Annotated in this window: 19 protein-coding genes; 10 read left to right on the top strand and 9 right to left on the bottom strand. The window is 67.5% G+C overall.

The window, feature by feature from the left end; genetic code table 11:
* Positions 1 to 15: 15 nt before the first annotated feature.
* On the top strand, positions 16 to 1650 hold the full coding sequence (locus tag ADBZ9K_RS11200; protein ID WP_526620259.1) for a long-chain fatty acid--CoA ligase: 1635 nt from the start codon (positions 16 to 18) through the stop codon (positions 1648 to 1650).
* A 36-nt stretch (positions 1651 to 1686) separates the two neighbouring features.
* Here the strand turns inward: ADBZ9K_RS11200 and ADBZ9K_RS11195 are convergent, their stop codons facing one another.
* The 7 genes from ADBZ9K_RS11195 to mrf all read right to left on the bottom strand — a co-directional run bounded on the left by ADBZ9K_RS11195 (position 1687) and on the right by mrf (position 8344).
* The gene (locus tag ADBZ9K_RS11195; RefSeq protein ID WP_526620918.1) at positions 1687 to 2544 is read right to left on the bottom strand and encodes a metal ABC transporter permease; all 858 of its coding nucleotides are present in this window, start codon (positions 2542 to 2544) and stop codon (positions 1687 to 1689) included.
* A gap of 62 nt (positions 2545 to 2606) precedes the next feature.
* The gene (locus ADBZ9K_RS11190; RefSeq protein ID WP_526620257.1) at positions 2607 to 3395 is read right to left on the bottom strand and encodes a metal ABC transporter ATP-binding protein; all 789 of its coding nucleotides are present in this window, start codon (positions 3393 to 3395) and stop codon (positions 2607 to 2609) included.
* The gene (locus ADBZ9K_RS11185) at positions 3382 to 4356 is read right to left on the bottom strand and encodes a metal ABC transporter solute-binding protein, Zn/Mn family (RefSeq protein ID WP_526620255.1); all 975 of its coding nucleotides are present in this window, start codon (positions 4354 to 4356) and stop codon (positions 3382 to 3384) included. The genes ADBZ9K_RS11190 and ADBZ9K_RS11185 overlap by 14 nt, the downstream gene beginning before the upstream one ends.
* A gap of 50 nt (positions 4357 to 4406) precedes the next feature.
* Complete coding sequence (locus tag ADBZ9K_RS11180) at positions 4407 to 6548, bottom strand: heavy metal translocating P-type ATPase (protein ID WP_526620254.1); 2142 nt, start codon at positions 6546 to 6548, stop codon at positions 4407 to 4409.
* Between the two features lie 9 nt (positions 6549 to 6557).
* Complete coding sequence (locus ADBZ9K_RS11175) at positions 6558 to 6842, bottom strand: DUF1490 family protein (protein ID WP_526620916.1); 285 nt, start codon at positions 6840 to 6842, stop codon at positions 6558 to 6560.
* Between the two features lie 54 nt (positions 6843 to 6896).
* Positions 6897 to 7151: a type B 50S ribosomal protein L31 gene (locus ADBZ9K_RS11170; RefSeq protein ID WP_526620252.1), complete on the bottom strand. Its 255-nt coding sequence runs from the start codon at positions 7149 to 7151 to the stop codon at positions 6897 to 6899.
* Positions 7148 to 8344 carry a ribosome hibernation factor-recruiting GTPase MRF gene (gene mrf / locus ADBZ9K_RS11165; RefSeq protein WP_526620914.1) on the bottom strand — a complete coding sequence of 399 codons (1197 nt, stop codon included), beginning with the start codon at positions 8342 to 8344 and terminating at the stop codon, positions 7148 to 7150. The genes ADBZ9K_RS11170 and mrf overlap by 4 nt, the downstream gene beginning before the upstream one ends.
* Positions 8345 to 8454: 110 nt before the next feature.
* Here mrf and rpmB point away from each other — a divergent pair, with 110 nt between their 5' ends.
* The 5 genes from rpmB to ADBZ9K_RS11140 all read left to right on the top strand — a co-directional run bounded on the left by rpmB (position 8455) and on the right by ADBZ9K_RS11140 (position 9787).
* Positions 8455 to 8691: a 50S ribosomal protein L28 gene (rpmB, locus tag ADBZ9K_RS11160; protein WP_526620250.1), complete on the top strand. Its 237-nt coding sequence runs from the start codon at positions 8455 to 8457 to the stop codon at positions 8689 to 8691.
* Complete coding sequence (gene rpmG / locus ADBZ9K_RS11155; protein WP_526620249.1) at positions 8691 to 8855, top strand: 50S ribosomal protein L33; 165 nt, start codon at positions 8691 to 8693, stop codon at positions 8853 to 8855. Before rpmB ends, rpmG begins: the two co-directional genes overlap by 1 nt.
* A 1-nt stretch (position 8856) precedes the next feature.
* Positions 8857 to 9162, top strand: a complete 306-nt coding sequence (gene rpsN, locus ADBZ9K_RS11150) for a 30S ribosomal protein S14 (protein ID WP_526620247.1) — start codon at positions 8857 to 8859, stop codon at positions 9160 to 9162.
* Positions 9163 to 9224: 62 nt separating this feature from the next.
* Positions 9225 to 9413 carry a 30S ribosomal protein S18 gene (gene rpsR, locus ADBZ9K_RS11145; protein ID WP_526620912.1) on the top strand — a complete coding sequence of 63 codons (189 nt, stop codon included), beginning with the start codon at positions 9225 to 9227 and terminating at the stop codon, positions 9411 to 9413.
* A 2-nt stretch (positions 9414 to 9415) separates the two neighbouring features.
* On the top strand, positions 9416 to 9787 hold the full coding sequence (locus ADBZ9K_RS11140) for a hypothetical protein (protein WP_526620246.1): 372 nt from the start codon (positions 9416 to 9418) through the stop codon (positions 9785 to 9787).
* A 13-nt stretch (positions 9788 to 9800) separates the two neighbouring features.
* Here ADBZ9K_RS11140 and ADBZ9K_RS11135 read toward each other — a convergent pair whose 3' ends face one another.
* Complete coding sequence (locus ADBZ9K_RS11135; protein WP_526620244.1) at positions 9801 to 10991, bottom strand: thiolase family protein; 1191 nt, start codon at positions 10989 to 10991, stop codon at positions 9801 to 9803.
* A gap of 145 nt (positions 10992 to 11136) precedes the next feature.
* Between ADBZ9K_RS11135 and ADBZ9K_RS11130 the strand changes: the two genes are divergently transcribed.
* Genes ADBZ9K_RS11130 through ADBZ9K_RS11120 form a run of 3 tightly spaced genes read left to right on the top strand, consistent with a single transcriptional unit; the run spans position 11137 to position 13542 of the window.
* On the top strand, positions 11137 to 12195 hold the full coding sequence (locus ADBZ9K_RS11130; RefSeq protein ID WP_526620242.1) for an NAD(P)H-dependent amine dehydrogenase family protein: 1059 nt from the start codon (positions 11137 to 11139) through the stop codon (positions 12193 to 12195).
* 14 nt (positions 12196 to 12209) lie between these two features.
* Positions 12210 to 12683 (top strand): SRPBCC family protein, encoded by a 474-nt coding sequence (locus ADBZ9K_RS11125; protein WP_526620241.1) that lies wholly within the window; start codon positions 12210 to 12212, stop codon positions 12681 to 12683.
* 4 nt (positions 12684 to 12687) lie between these two features.
* Positions 12688 to 13542 carry a class II glutamine amidotransferase gene (locus ADBZ9K_RS11120; RefSeq protein WP_526620239.1) on the top strand — a complete coding sequence of 285 codons (855 nt, stop codon included), beginning with the start codon at positions 12688 to 12690 and terminating at the stop codon, positions 13540 to 13542.
* A 1-nt stretch (position 13543) separates the two neighbouring features.
* Here ADBZ9K_RS11120 and ADBZ9K_RS11115 read toward each other — a convergent pair whose 3' ends face one another.
* On the bottom strand, positions 13544 to 14719 hold the full coding sequence (locus ADBZ9K_RS11115) for an acyl-CoA dehydrogenase family protein (RefSeq protein ID WP_526620237.1): 1176 nt from the start codon (positions 14717 to 14719) through the stop codon (positions 13544 to 13546).
* Between the two features lie 66 nt (positions 14720 to 14785).
* Here ADBZ9K_RS11115 and ADBZ9K_RS11110 point away from each other — a divergent pair, with 66 nt between their 5' ends.
* Positions 14786 to 15979, top strand: coding sequence for an NAD(P)/FAD-dependent oxidoreductase (locus ADBZ9K_RS11110; protein ID WP_526620236.1), 1194 nt, complete (start codon positions 14786 to 14788; stop codon positions 15977 to 15979).
* Positions 15980 to 15992: the final 13 nt, after the last annotated feature.

The following is a 15992-nucleotide window of genomic DNA, read 5'->3' as shown; positions in this document are numbered from 1 at the left end:
ATAGCATTCGGCCCCATGCAGAGCACGATGCAAGACTTCGGATTGACGGTCTCGGCAATTCTCCGGTATGCGGTCAGCGTTCACGGCGACCGAACGGTGACCACCGCGACCGGTGACGGTGGTTACCGGCACGCGACGTACCGCGAGGTGGGCCGGCAGGCGGCGCGATTGGCCAACGCCTTGCGCCGGCTCGGCGTCGAGGGTGACGACCGGGTGGCCACCTTCATGTGGAACAACCAGGAGCACCTGGAGGCCTACGTCGCGGTGCCCTCGATGGGTGCGGTGCTGCACACGCTCAACATCAGGCTGTTCCCCGAGCAGATCGAGTTCGTCGCCTATGAGGCCGAAGACCGCGTGGTGATCGCCGACCTGTCGCTGGCGCCGATCCTGGCCCCGGTGCTGCCGAGGATGGAGACGGTGCACACCGTGATCGCGGTCGGCTCCGGGGACCTGGCCCCGTTCGAGAAGTCGGGCAAGAAGGTGCTGCGCTACGACGAGCTCACTGCCGCTGAATCGGACGATTTCGATTGGCCCGATGTCGACGAGAACTCGGCCGCCGCCATGTGTTATACCAGCGGAACCACTGGCCACCCAAAGGGCGTGGTGTACGGGCACCGGTCCAGCTATCTGCATTCGATGGCCGTCTGCAGCGGTAACGGCATGGGACTGAGCTTCTCCGACAAGGCGTTTCCGATCGTGCCGATGTTCCACGCCAATGCCTGGGGGTTGCCGTACGCGGCGCTGATGGCCGGCGCTGACATGGTGCTGCCCGACCGCTACATGGATGCCAAGTCGCTGGTGAACCTGATCGAAACCCAGCGGCCCACCGTGGCCGGCGCGGTGCCGACCATCTGGAACGACGTGATGAACTACCTGGATCATGAACAGGGGCATGATATTTCGTCGCTGCGGCTGGTCGCCTGCGGCGGATCGGCGGTGCCGGTCTCGCTGATGAAGACGTTCGAAGAGAAATACGGGGTGCAGATCCGCCAGTTGTGGGGGATGACTGAGACCTCACCGATGGCGACGCTGGCCTGGCCCGCGCCAAACACACCGGCGGACAAGGTGTGGGACATCCGCGGAACGCAGGGCCGCCCGATGTGCGGCGTGGAGGCCCGCATCGTCGACGACGAGGGAGCGGTGCTGCCCGCCGACGGTGAGTCGGTCGGCGAACTGGAGGTCCGCGGCCCGTGGATCACCGGGTCCTACTACCGCAACACCGACGAATCGAAATTCCAGTCGGGCTGGCTGCGCACCGGCGACGTGGGCCGCATCGACGGGCAGGGATACATCACCCTGACCGACCGCGCCAAGGACGTCATCAAGTCGGGCGGCGAGTGGATCTCGTCGGTGGACCTGGAGAACCAGCTCATCGCGCACCCGGCGGTGCGGGAGGCAGCGGTGGTCGGAGTGCCGGACGACCGGTGGCAGGAACGCCCGTTGGCCGCGGTGGTTGTGCAGGAGGGTGCTCAGGTCACGGCGCAGGAGTTGCGGAATTTCTTGGCCGACAAGGTAGTCCGCTGGTGGTTGCCGGAGCGTTGGACGTTCGTTGACGAGGTCCCGCGCACCAGTGTCGGAAAGTACGACAAGAAGACGATCCGGGCACGCTATGCCGAGGACGCTTACAAGGTCGTACTGGCGACGGACTGACCGTCAACGATCGCGGCGCACCGTCCGGTCCGCCGATCATGCGGTCGGAGCGGCCCGCGTCCCCGACGTGGTCGGTGCGGAGGAAATACTCGGCGCGACTTGGGGATCGGGCCGAGCGACCCGGCGCGTCCGACGGCTCAGTGGCCACACCGTCAACCAGATCCCGCAGGCGATACTCACGATCAGAAAGCTGGGTGGCATGTTGAACACCGCCGCGGCGACGAGCCCGGCCCAGACCGACAGCAGGCTGATGGCGGCCGAGACCGCCATGGCGATGACCGGTCGTGGCGTGAGCGTGATCGCCGTCGCCGCGGGAGTGATGAGCAGCGCGAACAACAGCAGGGTTCCGACGGCCTGAACGGCCATTGTCACCGCCAGGGCCAGCAGCACCATGAAGACGACCGAGAGCGCACGTACCGGAACACCCTTGGCCTCGGCGACCGGGGGATTGACCGAGCTGTACAGCAGCGGGTGGTACATCGCGCCGACGCTCAGGGCAAGGGCGAGCAGCAGTCCCGCGAAGGTGAGCAACTGGTCGGTGGAGATGGCCAGCAGATTGCCGAACAGCACGTTGGTCATGGTGTTGGAGCTCTTGGTGGCCATCGAATTGAAGAACAGCCCCAACCCGGTAGCGAAGGCCAGGGTGGTTCCGGTGACGACGTCGCGGTCGGTGGCCCGCTTGCCGAGAATGCCGATCACGAACGCGCCGCCCAGGCAGAACACGCCGAGGCCCACCACCGGCGGGATGCCGAGTAGCACTGCCCCGGTGGCGCCGGGAAGTCCGATGTGTGCCAGCGCGTGTGCGGCGAATGCGGTCTGCCGGACCACGATGAAGTACCCGATCAACCCGGCCGCCAGGGCGACGATGGTGCCGCCGGTGATGGCGTTTCGCATGAACGGTGAGGTGAGGATTGCCCACCAGTTGTCCTGGTAACCCATCGCCACCAACGTGGTTGTCATAGCTGGCTCCTCATGTACAACTCGCCCTGCGGTGTATGCGCCACCTGGATCGGCGTGCCGTAGAGATGGGTCAGCAACCTGTCGTCGACCACCTCGCCGATGGGCGCGTAGTGCGGATGACCGTCCAGCAGATAGATGGCGCTGTCGAGAATCGGCAACAGCGGATTGATGTCGTGGGCGACGAGCAGGATCGTCACGCCGAGGTCGCGATGCAGGCGTGCGAGCAGCAGGACGATCTCACGCTGGCTACGCAGGTCGAGTGATGCCAGCGGTTCGTCGAGGATCAGCATCCGCGGTGCAGACACCAGTGCCTCGGCGATCGCGACCCGCTGCCGCTGCCCGCCGGACAGCGCCGAAAGCCGTTCATGGGCAAAGCTGTCCGCCTCGACTGCGGTCAGCGCCTCGTCGACCTGGCGCCGCTGTTGCTTGGTGGCCCGGCCGAGCCTCCAGCCGTTGCCGGTCAGCCCGAGTAGTACCGCATCGGAGGCCCGGATGGCGTCGCCGGCCGTGGCCGCGTAGTGCTGGGGAACGTAACCGATGCCGTCGTTGTCCTCGCCCGGCTTGCGGCCGAACACCCTCAGATCGCCGGATGCCACCGGCAGCAGGCCGAGCACCAGGTGCAGGAGAGTGGTCTTGCCCGCGCCGTTCGCACCGATCACCGCGACGATGCCGCCGGCAGGAACGGTGAACGTCGCCTGCGACCAGATCAGCCGCCCACCGCGCACCGCACTGACGTCGTTGAACGCCAGTGCGGTGGGTGAAGCCTCGCGGTCAGACTGCGACACCGAGTGCCTTGGCCAGCGCCGTCAACTGATCGTCCTGCCAGGTGACGAACGAGGTGATGCCCGGCGGGACGGTTTCGGTGACGTTGACGACCGGGACGCCGGCCTTCTCCGCCGCGGTGCGGATCTGCTCAGGGATGGACCCCTCGGTCTGGGTGTTGTAGATCAGCACGTCGATCTGGTGGTTGGCCAACGCATTCCGGAAGGCTTCGATGTCGGCGGGGGAGGGATCGGACTCGTTGGCCGAAGCCTTCTGGTAGCCCTCGGGCGTCTTGTTGACCAGACCCATGGCCTCAGCCTGGTAGTCGAAGATCCCCTCGGTGGCGGCATATGACTTGCCCGCAGCGGCGGCCTTGATCTTCCCGATCAGGGTGTCGTAGGGCTGCAGCGAGGTGGTGAACTCCGACCGCTTGCCCGTGAAGTAGTCGGCGGCCTGCGGGTCGATCTTGCTCAACTCCGCCGTCACCGCGTCGGCCACGGCCGTCACCGCGGTCGGGTTGTACCAGAGGTGCGGGTTGGCGCCGTCGGGCGTCTTCGTCACGTCGGCGGCGCTGACCACCGGTGCCGAGGCGGCCGACGTGGCGGCCAGGTCCGCCGCCCAATGGTCGTAATCCGCGCCGTTGAGGACCACCAGCTTGGCGCCGGCGAAGGTGGCGGCGTCCGACGGGGACGGCTCGTAGTCGTGCGGATCGATCGAGGAACTGGCGATGACCGTCTTCACCGTCGTACACGCGCCGCCGAGCTGGGACACGATGTCGCCCCACTGGTCCACGCTGACGACGACGTCCACCGGTGCGGTCGGGCAGGCCTGCGGTGCTGCCGCGGTGCTCGCGGATCCTGTCGGGCTCGAGCTCGCCTGCGACTGATGCGAGGACTTATCCGACCCGCACGCGGCGAGGGGGAGGGCCAGCGCCAGGAATCCGGCGGCGGCGACAAGCAGGGGGCGAGGACGAAGTGCGGTCATGTTGGAAACGATAATCATTTCCAATTAAGAACGCCAGCCGTGGTGGTGTTCTACTTGCCGGCTTCGAGCTGGAAGCGGATCAGGCGCGAGCTGTTGGCCACGACGGCCACCGATGACGCGTTGTGCAGGATGGCCGCCAGTACCGGTGAGAGCGCGCCGCCGGCACCGATCAGCAGTCCCACGGCGTTCACCGCGATCGACATGGCGTAGTTCTGCCGGATGACGGTCACCGCGTGCTCGCCCAGGGTCTGCAGATCGAGAACTCGGCTCAGGTCATCTCCGGCGAGTGCGACGTCGGCCGTCTCCACCGCGACATCGGTCCCGGCCATCCCCATAGCGATGCCGATATCGGCGGCGGCCAGTGCGGGGGCGTCGTTGACACCGTCGCCCACCATCGCCACCACGAACCCCTCGTCGCGCAGGCGGCGCACGACGTCGAGCTTGTCCTCGGGCAGGACCTCGGCCTGCCAGTCGTCGATACCCACCAGCTGCGCGACCGCCTTGGCGGTCTCCGGGTGGTCCCCGGTCAGCATGACGACCCGTTGCACGCCCCGTCGGCGCAGGTCCTCCACCACCGCGGCGGCGTTGGGTCTGGCTTCATCGCGCAGGCTGATCAGCCCGACGAGCTTGCCGTCCACCGCCAGCAACAGCGGCGTCTCGGCCTGCTGCTGCAGCCGGCTGACCCAGTCGGCGGCCTTCTTGGTGACGCGCACCTTCTCCCGGCGCAACAGCTCGCCGCTGCCCAGCAACAACGTCCGGCCGTCGGCGCGGGTACGCATACCGAGTCCGACGAGTACCTCGCACTCCTCGTGGGGCGGGATCACGATGTGCCGCTCCTCGGTGGAGCGGATGACCGCCTGGCCCAGCGGATGCCGGGAGTGGATCTCGGAGCTGGCCGCGTAGGCGAGGACCTGCTCTGGCTGCCAATCCTTGTGGAAGGCAATGACGTTGGTCACCACGGGGCGGCCGAAGGTCAGGGTTCCGGTCTTGTCGAAGACCACCGCGGTCACGTCCCCGGCGCGCTCGAGATGCGAGCCGCCCTTGATCAGGATGCCGCGCCGGGCACCGTTGCCGATCGCGGCACTGATCGCCGTCGGTGTGGCCAGCCCGACCGCGCACGGGCACGCCACCAGCAGCATCGTCATGGCGCGCCGGACATCGCGGGTGATGGCGAAGGTCAACGCGGAGAGCAGGAACGATGCCGGCACGAAGCGGCGGGAGAAGTTCTCGCCGATGGTCTGGATCGGGGCGCGATCGCGCTGGGCTTCTTCCACCCGGGCAACGATCCGGCCGATGGCGGTCTGGGGCCCGACCGCGGTCGCGGCGACCGCGATACGACCCTGGACCACGATCGAACCGGCGTGCACGCGGTCGCCCACACCGATGCTCACCGGAAGGGGCTCGCCGGTGATGGCGGACTGGTCGACGATGGCCTCCCCGTCGACCACGTCACCGTCGACGGGGATGGCCACCTGCTCGTGGACCACCACGACATCGCCAATGCTGAGGACCTCCGATGCGACCTGGACCTCGGTTCCGTCCTCGAGCCGGATCCAAGCGGTGTCCTGTTCGCCGGCGAGCAGGTCGGAGATTGCGCGTCGGGTGCGCCTCAGGGTCAGGTCTTGCAGGTACTCGCCGATGTTGAGCAGCCACAGGACGGTCAGCGCGACCACGTTCTCGCGCAGGATCAGGCTGGCGATGGTGGCGGCCGAGACCAGGAGATCCGTTCCGGCCGACCGGTTGCCCCGCAATGAGGCCAGGGCGCCGCGCAGGAACGGGTAGCCGGTGATGATCGTCACCGCCGATGCCAGCAGTCGACTGGTGGGCCCGAGCAGGAGCGGGCGGCGCAGGAGGTAGCGCCGCGCGGCCAAGGCCACCAACGCGAGCCCGCCGACGGTCATGCGCATCACCTCGGCGTTGGCGACCTCCGCCGATCGTGGCACCACCGCGGTCGTGGACTCGACCGGCTGGTTGGCGATCTCGGCGATCGCGTCGATCAGGGCCGCGGTATCGCAGCGGGCGGCGGTGTACCAGACGACGACCGACCCGGTGCGGGGGTATGCATGGACCGCGCGCACACCGGGGAGCCCAGCGAGGTCATCCTCGATGCGGACCGCGTGGCGGGGGCTGTTGCGGAGGCCCGAGACGGTGACCCGGAGCCGGCCGGCGGCATCCGATACGACGGCTATCACGCCGGCAGCTCAGTGGTCGTGGTCGTGGCCGGCTTCGCCGGCCACCGGCGCCGGCGCCTGCTCACCGATCTGTTCGCGGGCTTCGGCCACGACGTCGCCGATCGCCAACCGTGCGCGCTCGGCGTTGGCTTCGGCAGCGCGCACTCCACGCAGGCCGAGCGCGGTGGCGTTCACCGCTGCCTGCCGGGCCGGGAAGGCGGCCGAGGCTTTGCGTAACGCCTCGAAGGCCGCCACTCCGACCACCCCGGTGACCACCGTCGTCGCGGCCTTGGTGACTACTGCATGCCACACCATCATCATCATCCACCTATCTCTGTTGCACTTCACCAATGTCCTTGGCGGTCAACATCATCGCTGTCCGTACCGCCGTCGGAACTTCTCCACCTGCCCCGCGGCGTCCATGATCCGGCGCTCTCCGGTCCAGAACGGGTGCGAGTCCGCCGTGACCTCCACGACCGCAAGCGGATAGGTTCTCGTCCCGCTGGGGGTCTCGATATCTATGGTCCGCGAGGTGGTGATGGTGGAGCGGGTGAGAAACGTGCGACCGGTGGTGGCGTCTTGGAAGACCACCGGGCGGTAGTCCGGATGGATGCCAGGTTTCACTGCTCGTCTCCGTACGTGGTTGAAGGGGTGGACAATTCAGCATGCGAGGGTGCGCCTTCGCACGGGTCTTCGTGCCAGTCTCCGAACGGGTCGGCGTAGTGCGCCCAGAGTTCGGGGTGGTCCATCTCGTCGTCGGTGAGCAGGGCGGCGCCCAGCGCGGTGATGATCTCGTCGCGGTCGGCCCCGCAGGCCAGCACCGCCATTGCCGTCCGGCGATCACCGTGGCGCTCATCCCAGATCAGGCTTGCCAAAGCCCGTCGCTCCGAATCCACGTAAGCGATCTCCGAATCACCCATTGCAGCAAGCCATTTCCCGCCAGAGCTGACTCGGAGACCGCCACCAGCGGACTCCAGATACATCATCTGCTCGGCCTGGCTGGCCAGCCACAGGCGGCCGCGGGTGCGCACCACGCCGTTGAGCAGCACATCGACCGCGTCATGCAGACGTTGCGGATGGAACGGCCGGTCGGCGTCGAACTCGACGATGCCGACGTCCCCGTCGGCGTCCAGCGGTGGTTCGCCGGCAAGCAACGGACCGCAGGGATCGTCGCTGCAACCGCGCCGGGCGGTCGCGTCGAGGTTGGCCACCGCTTCTTCGACGTGGTCCTCGGCTTGGATGATCCACGCCCGCGGCGCCAGCCGTCGCAGCACCGCCAGGGTTCTCGGATCCAGCTGGGGTGCGACGACGATATCGGCGAACTCGGTCTGCTCGACCACGACCTGGGCCACGGTGCGCCCGTCGTCGAGTTCGTCATCACCCAGTGCGCTCGGCAACCACGCGGAGGAATCCACGCAGGTGATGACGCCGGCGATCTCGACATCGCGGGCCGCGGGGCCGTCCGCGTACCCGGGTCCCATCCGTACCCGGACATGGTTGATGGCCCAGCAGATCGGCTCCGGCTCCAGCCACGGTGCCAGGTGCACGGCGATCCGGTCGATGTCGTCTCGACGGTGCAGCCTGCGCAACAGGACCAGCAGGTCGTTGCGAATCGTGCAGGACACGCACGCGTGCAACAGTTCCAGGACGGAATCCGACGTGGTCAGGATCCCGTTCTGCACGGTGGTGACCAGCCGGTGCACCACGTGTCCGTCGAACCGGTGTCGGACGACGATTGTTCTCTCGTGCCGTAGTAGGTCTCTGGCCACGGCGTCGGTGTCGCCTTGTCCCGCGACGAGCAGTACCGGGGTTCGCACCACACCTCCAGTATTGAAAACGATTTTCATTAGTGACGATCACACGCTACAGTGCGAGGCGCCGCTTGTCGAAAATCATTTTCAGTAACCTTACTTCGCGGGAGGTCGTCATGTCCGCACATTGCCAAGTCACCGGGCGCGCACCGGGTTTCGGTAACTCGGTGTCGCACTCGCACCGGCGCACCCGGCGGCGCTGGTCGCCCAACATCCAACTCAAGACCTACTACCTGGCCTCGGAGGACCGCCGCGTCCGGCTCCGGGTCAGTGCCAAGGGCATCAAGGTCATCGATCGTGACGGAATCGAGGCCGTGGTCGCACGGCTTCGCCGAGAAGGACAGAAAATCTGATGGCACGCAACGAGATCCGGCCGACAGTCAAGCTCCGGTCGACGGCTGGAACCGGCTACACCTATGTCACCAAGAAGAACCGGCGCAACGACCCCGATCGTCTGATGCTGCGCAAGTACGACCCGGTGATCCGGCGTCACGTCGAGTTCCGCGAGGAGCGCTGAGATGGCCAAACGATCCAAGATCGTCAAGAACGAGCAGCGCATCGCGGTCGTCGCCAAGTACGCCGAGCGGCGCGCGGAACTCAAGCGCATCATCGCCTCGCCGCACAGTTCTGCCGACCAGAAGATCAGCGCGCAGCAGGAACTGGCGCGCCAGCCCCGCGACGCCAGTGCGGTGCGGGTGCGCAACCGCGACGCGGTCGACGGCCGACCCAGGGGGCACCTTCGGAAGTTCGGGCTGTCTCGGGTACGGATGCGCGAGCTGGCCCACCAGGGTCAACTTCCCGGAGTGCGGAAGGCAAGCTGGTGAAGGCGAACAAGTCCCGGCGGCGCGCGGCCCCGGTTGCCGAGGGCAAGCCGAGGCGCAACCAGCTGACCAGCATGGGCCTGACGACGGTCGACTACAAGGACACCGCAACGTTGCGGGTGTTCATCTCCGAGCGCGGAAAGATCAGGTCGCGCCGGGTCACTGGGCTCACTGTCGGTCAGCAGCGCCACGTAGCGATGGCGATCAAGAACGCCCGGGAGATGGCGCTGCTGCCCTACCCGAAGTCGAAGTAGGAGTGTCCACGAAGCGCGCCTTCACACTCGTGGTCTGCGTCGGGTGCGGGGCGCCGCCCGACGACCCTTGGATGGACCGGTTGCGGGCCGTCGTCCGGCTGTTCCCGCACGGGATGCTGGTGTCCACCACGTGCCTGCTCGGATCGGTCTTCTGTGCGACCCGCCCGGGCGGTGGGGTGATCGCGATGTTCCAGCCCTGTACAGCCGACCGCTCGCCGGCTGGGCCCGCATGCTGGATCGGCCCCATCGCCGACGACGCGGACGTCGTCGAGCTCTGTGACTGGATCATTAAGGGCGACTGGCGCTTACCCGCGTTGACGCCACGTCTGCAGAATCCGCTACGGCACGTGACCCACGCCAGCCAGCACAACTGATGCCGGGGCGGGCCTAGCGCTCGGCGCGCTGGTAGGCCGTCACGACGGCCGCCCCACCCAGGCCGATGTTGTGCTGCAGCGCGGCGCTGACATTGTCCACCTGACGCTTGTCGGCGGTGCCGCGCAGCTGCCAGGTCAACTCGGAGCACTGGGCCAGGCCGGTCGCGCCGAGCGGGTGGCCCTTGGAGATCAGCCCGCCGGAGGGATTGACCACCCAGCGACCGCCATAGGTGGTGTCGTTGTCGTCGATCAACTTCGGTGCCTCACCCTCGCCGCACAGGCCCAGGGCTTCATAGAGCAGCAGCTCGTTGGCCGAGAAGCAGTCGTGCAGTTCGATGACCTGGAAGTCCTCCGGACCCAGGCCGCTCTGGTCGTAAACCTGGCGCGCCGCTTGGACATTCATGTCGTAGCCGATGATGTTCTTGGCCGAGCCGTCGAAGGTCGAGGCGAAGTCGGTGGTCATCGCCTGACCGACGATCTCGACCGCCTGCCCGGCCAGCCCATGGTCGTCGACGAAGCGCTCCGAGGCCAACACCACCGCACCCGAACCATCCGATGTCGGCGAGCATTGCAGCTTGGTCAGCGGATCGGAGATCATCTTCGCCGCCAGGATGTCCTCCAGGCTGTACTCGTCCTGGAACTGGGCGTAGGGGTTGTTCACCGAATGCTTGTGGTTCTTGTACCCGATCTTGGCGAAGTGCTCCGCGGTGGCACCGTATTGCCGCATGTACTCGCGGCCGGCCGCGCCGAACATCCACGGCGCGACGGGGAACGCGAATTCGTCGATCTCGGCCAGCGCCTTGACGTGCCGGCCCAGCGGAGTCTCGCGATCGGTGGCGCCGCCGCCCAGTGAGCCGGGCTGCATCTTCTCGAAGCCCAGTGCGAGCACACAGTCGGAAAGCCCACCGCGAATCGCCTGCGCCCCCAGGAACAGCGCCGTCGAGCCGGTCGAGCAGTTGTTGTTGACGTTGACGATCGGGATGCCGGTCATGCCGAGTTCGTAGAGCGCGCGCTGGCCGGAGGTCGAGTCGCCCGAGCAGTAGCCCACGAATCCCTGTTCGATCTGGCCGTAGTCGACACCGGCGTCGGCCAGTGCCTTGGTGCCCGACTCGCGTGCCATGTCCGGATAGTCCCAGCCCTCCCGGCTGCCCGGCTTCTCGAACTTCGTCATCCCGACCCCGACGACGAAAACCTTGTTCGGCATGACTGGCCCTCCTGCTTAGGTACTTTCTGCGAGCAGACGCAGAATGGCATACCCGACGCCGGAATAATGCGAGTTTGTGTCTGCTCGCGAGCACTTCGTGTACATGTAGTTGTAACACGTTCTAGTTTTCCGCGGAGGTGCAGCAATGGCGTTGCGAGTCGTGCAGTGGGCCACCGGCTCGGTCGGGGTCGCGGCCATCAAGGGCGTGCTGGAGCATCCCGAGCTCGAACTGGCCGGCTGCTGGGTGCATTCCCAGGACAAGGCCGGCAAGGACGTCGGTGACATCATCGGCACCGCGCCGCTGGGCATCACCGCCACCAACAGCATCGACGACATCCTCGCCCTGGACGCCGACGCGGTCATCTACGCTCCGCTGTTGCCGAACGTCGACGAGGTCACCGCGCTGCTGCGCTCCGGCAAGAACGTCGTCAGCCCGCTGGGCTGGTTCTATCCCAGCGACTCCGAGGCCGCCCCGTTGGAGGCCGCCGCCCGCGAGGGCAACGTCACCCTGCACGGTGCGGGTATCGGGCCGGGTGCGGCGACCGAACTGTTCCCGTTGCTGCTCTCGGTCATGTCCACGGGGATCACCTTCGTGCGCGCCGAGGAGTTCTCCGACCTGCGCACCTATGGCGCCCCCGATGTGTTGCGCCACGTCATGGGCTTCGGCGGCACGCCCGAGAGCGCACTGACCGGGCCCATGCAGAAGCTGCTCAACGGCGGGTTCTTCCAATCCGTGCGGCTGATCGTCGACCGGCTCGGATTCGCCGCCGAGCCCAGGATCCAAACCTCCCAGGAGGTCGCCGTCGCGACCGCCCCGATCGAGAGCCCGATCGGCGTCATCGAGCCGGGTCAGGTCGCCGGGCGGCGGTTCCACTGGGACGCGGTGGTGACCAACAAGATCGTCGTGCGGGTCACCGTGAACTGGCTGATGGGCGAGGAAAACCTCGACCCGGCATGGTCTTTCGGCCCAGCGGGGGAGCGCTACGAGATGGAGGTGCGGGGTAACCCGAACACGTTCGTCACCGTGAAGGGATGGCAGCCCGAAAGTGTCGAGGAGGGGTTGATCAGCAACCCCGGTGTGGTGGCCACCGCCGCACACTGCGTCAACTCCATCCCTGCGACGTGCGCGGCCGCACCCGGTATCGCCGGGTTCTTCGACCTGCCACCGATCACCGGACGGGCCGCCCCACAACTGGCCCGCTGACTACCATCGGGTGGATGGCTCACCCGATCGTCGTCCAGCAGTCCCGTGCGATACCCGTCGCGCCGCGCGACGCGTTCGCCAAGACCATGCCGGTGCCGCTACCCGCGCTGTTCAACCGGTGGTACGGACCGATCCCGCCGATCAAGGCCGTGCACGGCCAGACCGGCGACTGGTCGACCGTCGGACAGACCCGCACCGTCGCGCTCGTCGGCGGCGGGGGGATGCGGGAAACGCTGACCAGAGTGGATGCCCCCGATGCCTTCGGCTACACGCTCAGCGAGGTCAGGGGTCCGATGGCGGCACTGATCGACCACGTCGAGGGCGTATGGGAGTTCGGCGCGCATGGCACCGGCACGCTGGTGACGTGGCGCTGGACGCTGCACCCCAAATCGGCGCTGAGCGCCCCGGCACTGCCGGTGTTCGCCAGGATCTGGCGCGGCTACGCCAAGCAGGCCTTGGAAACGCTGTCCGACCACCTGCTGGGTTAGCACGATGTGTCGACTGTTCGGCCTGCACGCCGGTCGCAACGCGGTGACCGCGACGTTCTGGCTGCTCGACGCACCGGACAACCTGGCCACCCAGAGCCGGCGCAACCCGGACGGGACCGGGCTGGGCGTGTTCGACGAGCTGGGGCATCCCGAACTTCGCAAACAACCGATGGCTGCCTGGCATGACCGCGAATTTGCCTGCGAGGCAAAGCAGATGACGGGCACCACCTTCCTGGCTCATGTCCGCTACGCCACCACCGGGTCGCTCGACGTGGTCAACACCCATCCCTTTCTGCAGGACGGGCGGCTGTTCGCGCACAACGGTGTCGTGCAGGGGCTCGACGCGCTGGACGAGCGGTTGGACTCGCTCGGGGTGTCGGCGCTGGTCAAGGGGCAGACCGACTCCGAGCGGATCTTCGCGCTGATCACCGCATCGGTGGCGGCCAGGGCAGAGGTGAGCGCCGGACTGGTCGACGCCGTCGGCTGGGTCGCCGACCACCTGCCCGTATACGCGGTCAACATCCTGCTGAGCACCGCCACCGACGTGTGGGCGTTGCGCTACCCCGACACCCATCAGCTGTATGTGCTCGACCGGCGCGATCCCGCAGGGACTTTCGATCTGCGCACCCATCGAATCCACGCCCGTTGCGACCATTTGCAGAGCCACGGCTCGGTGGTGTTCGCCAGTGAGCCGATGGACGACGACCCGCGCTGGCGGCTCCTCGACGCCGGCGAGCTGATCCATGTCGACGCCGACCTGAACGTGACCCGACGGCTGGCATTTCCCGATCCGCCGCGGCATCAGCTGCGCCGCCAGGACCTCAGCGGGTCGGCCAACGACTCCACGGTCGGTCCGTGAGTCAGTGCGGTTCGAGCACCGCCTGCGGGCCGCGCAGCATCAGCTGACGGCCGATGATGATGCGCTGAATCTCGCTGGCGCCCTCCCAGATCCGCTCGACGCGCAGCTCGCGGAACATCCGCTCGGCGACGTTCTCGCGCATGTAACCGCGGCCGCCGAAGATCTGCACGGCGCGATCGGCGACCCGGCCGGCCATCTCCGAGCAGTACAGCTTGGCCATTGACGCCTGACCGTGAAGTGCCTTGCGGTCCAGGCCGGCGTCGATGCCGCGAGCTACCTCGTAGAGCAGGCTGCGGGCGGCGAAGAGTTCGGTGGCGCTGTCGGCGAGCATGCCGGCCACCAGCTGGTGCTCGCCGAGCGGCTTGCCATCGACGATCCGATCCTTGGCGAACGCGGTCACCTCGTCGACCAGCCGTTGCGCGGCACCCACGCAGCGGGATGCGACCATGAGGCGCTCGAAACGGAACCAGTCCTGGGTGAACGTCATGCCCTCACCCTCGGCGCCGACCAGATGGCTGACCGGCACCCGGACGTCGGTGAACGACACGATCGGGTGCTCGTCGGGAATGTTGTGCGAATAGTGCGGTGTGCGTACGACTTCCACGCCCGGCCAGGGCAGGTCCACGACCAGCAAGACGTGGTCGCCCTCGTGCGCGCCGCCGACCAGCACGGCCTGGACGAAGACGTAGTCGGCGAGGTTGTAGGACGTGACATGCCACTTGATTCCGTTGATGACGTACTCGTCACCGTCGAGGCGGGCGGTGGTCTCCAGCGCGGAGACATCCGAGCCGGCGAACTCCTCGGTGATCGCGTAGGCCTCGTGCTTCTCGCCGCGCACCGCGGGCAGCAGCCAGCGTTGCTTCTGGTAGTCGGTGGCCACGTCGGCCCACCACTGCGGCGGGGTGTGCATGACCCAGGCGATTGCGTTCGTGACCCGGCCGACCTGCTCCTGGACCAGAACCTGTTGTAGCGCCGTGAATCCCGGACCGCCGACCGATGTGGGCATGTTGGTGGCGTACAGGCCCAGCTCGATGGCGCGGGCGTGGTGGGCGGCGGTCAGTTCCTTGGGTAGGTGGCCGCCGGCGGCCTCGGCCTCGGCCTCATAGGGGATCAGGGTCTCGACGAACTCGCGGGCGGTGTCCCGGATCCGTAGGTCTTCGGCTGTCAACCCGTACATTCGCCGCGTTCTCCGCTCCCTGGATGCTATTGACTGAGCGTTCAGTCTATGCCACCGTCTTGAGGTATGACCAGCATCAGTGCGGACGTCGTGGTGGTCGGTGGTGGCACCGTCGGGTCCTGGACGGCGGTACAGCTTGCCGAGCGCGGCGCCGGCCGCGTCGTGCTGCTCGAGGCCCGGACGCTCGGCGACGGCGCCAGCAGTCGCGCCTCGGGCATGGTCCGCGCGCAGGGCGGCACCGAGACCGCCATCCGACTCGGCCTGCGCAGCCAGCAGTTCTACGCCACCAGCGGCGAGCGCTATCCACTCGACTGCGGCTTCGTCGCACAGGGCTACCTGATGCCGTGCTTCACCGAGGCCGAGGTGGCCCAGGCCCACGAGCGGATCGCATTGCAGCGCACGCTCGGACTCGACGTGGAATGGCTCTCCGGCTCTGACATCGACGGCCGCGACACCGGGATGGCACCGGGGGTGACGCTCGGCGGTTCCTATGCGCCCGGCGACGGCTACATCAACGCGCCGCGCAACGTGCTGGCCTACGCCGCGGCGCTGACCGCCCACAACGTCGTCGTGCGTGAGCGGTGCGCCTTCACCGGCCTGCGGGTGGCCAACGGCCACGTCATCGGTGTCGACACCGCCGACGGGCTCATCGAGACCAGCCGGGTGGTACTCACCGGCGGGCCGCTGCTGGGCGATGTCGGCGCGCGGGCCGGCGGCCGGATACCGGCCGGGGGAACCCGCCACCAGGTGGTAGTCACCGAGCCGCTGCGCGGTGCAGATATCGACGACCTGCCGATGGTCTTCGATGTCAGCGAGGGAATCTATTGGCGGCCAGGGGAATTCGGTGGCGTGCTGTGGGGGATGAGCAATCCCGAGGAGCAGCCGGGCGAGGCGAGCGAGTTCGACTGGGCCTACTACGAGAAGGCACGCGCCCGCATCGAGGCGCTCTTTCCGCCGGTGCGTGGCTTGGGCCTGCGCCGCACGTGGGCCGCGACGATCGACTACACGAACGACCATCTGCCGATCCTGGGCCCGTTGCTCACCGACGACGGTGCGATAGACGGCACGGTGGTGGCCAGCCCGGCCGGGCACGGCATGATGTGGGGCCCGGCGGTTGCCGAGGCGGCCGCCGACCTCACCCTCACCGGGGAGTGCGGCTGGCTCGATCTGACCGACCTCGGACTGGACCGTTTCGACGCCGACGGCAACAGCCGCCTGACGCCGGAGCCGATTTCCCTGCCTTTTCCCGAACACGCCTGACAACGAAGGGTTT

The organism is Mycobacterium sp., from assembly GCF_965229265.1.
Classification (GTDB): Bacteria; Actinomycetota; Actinomycetes; order Mycobacteriales; family Mycobacteriaceae; genus Mycobacterium.
Note: the sequence above shows the minus strand (reverse complement) of the source record. Positions and strands in the feature narration are given on the sequence as shown.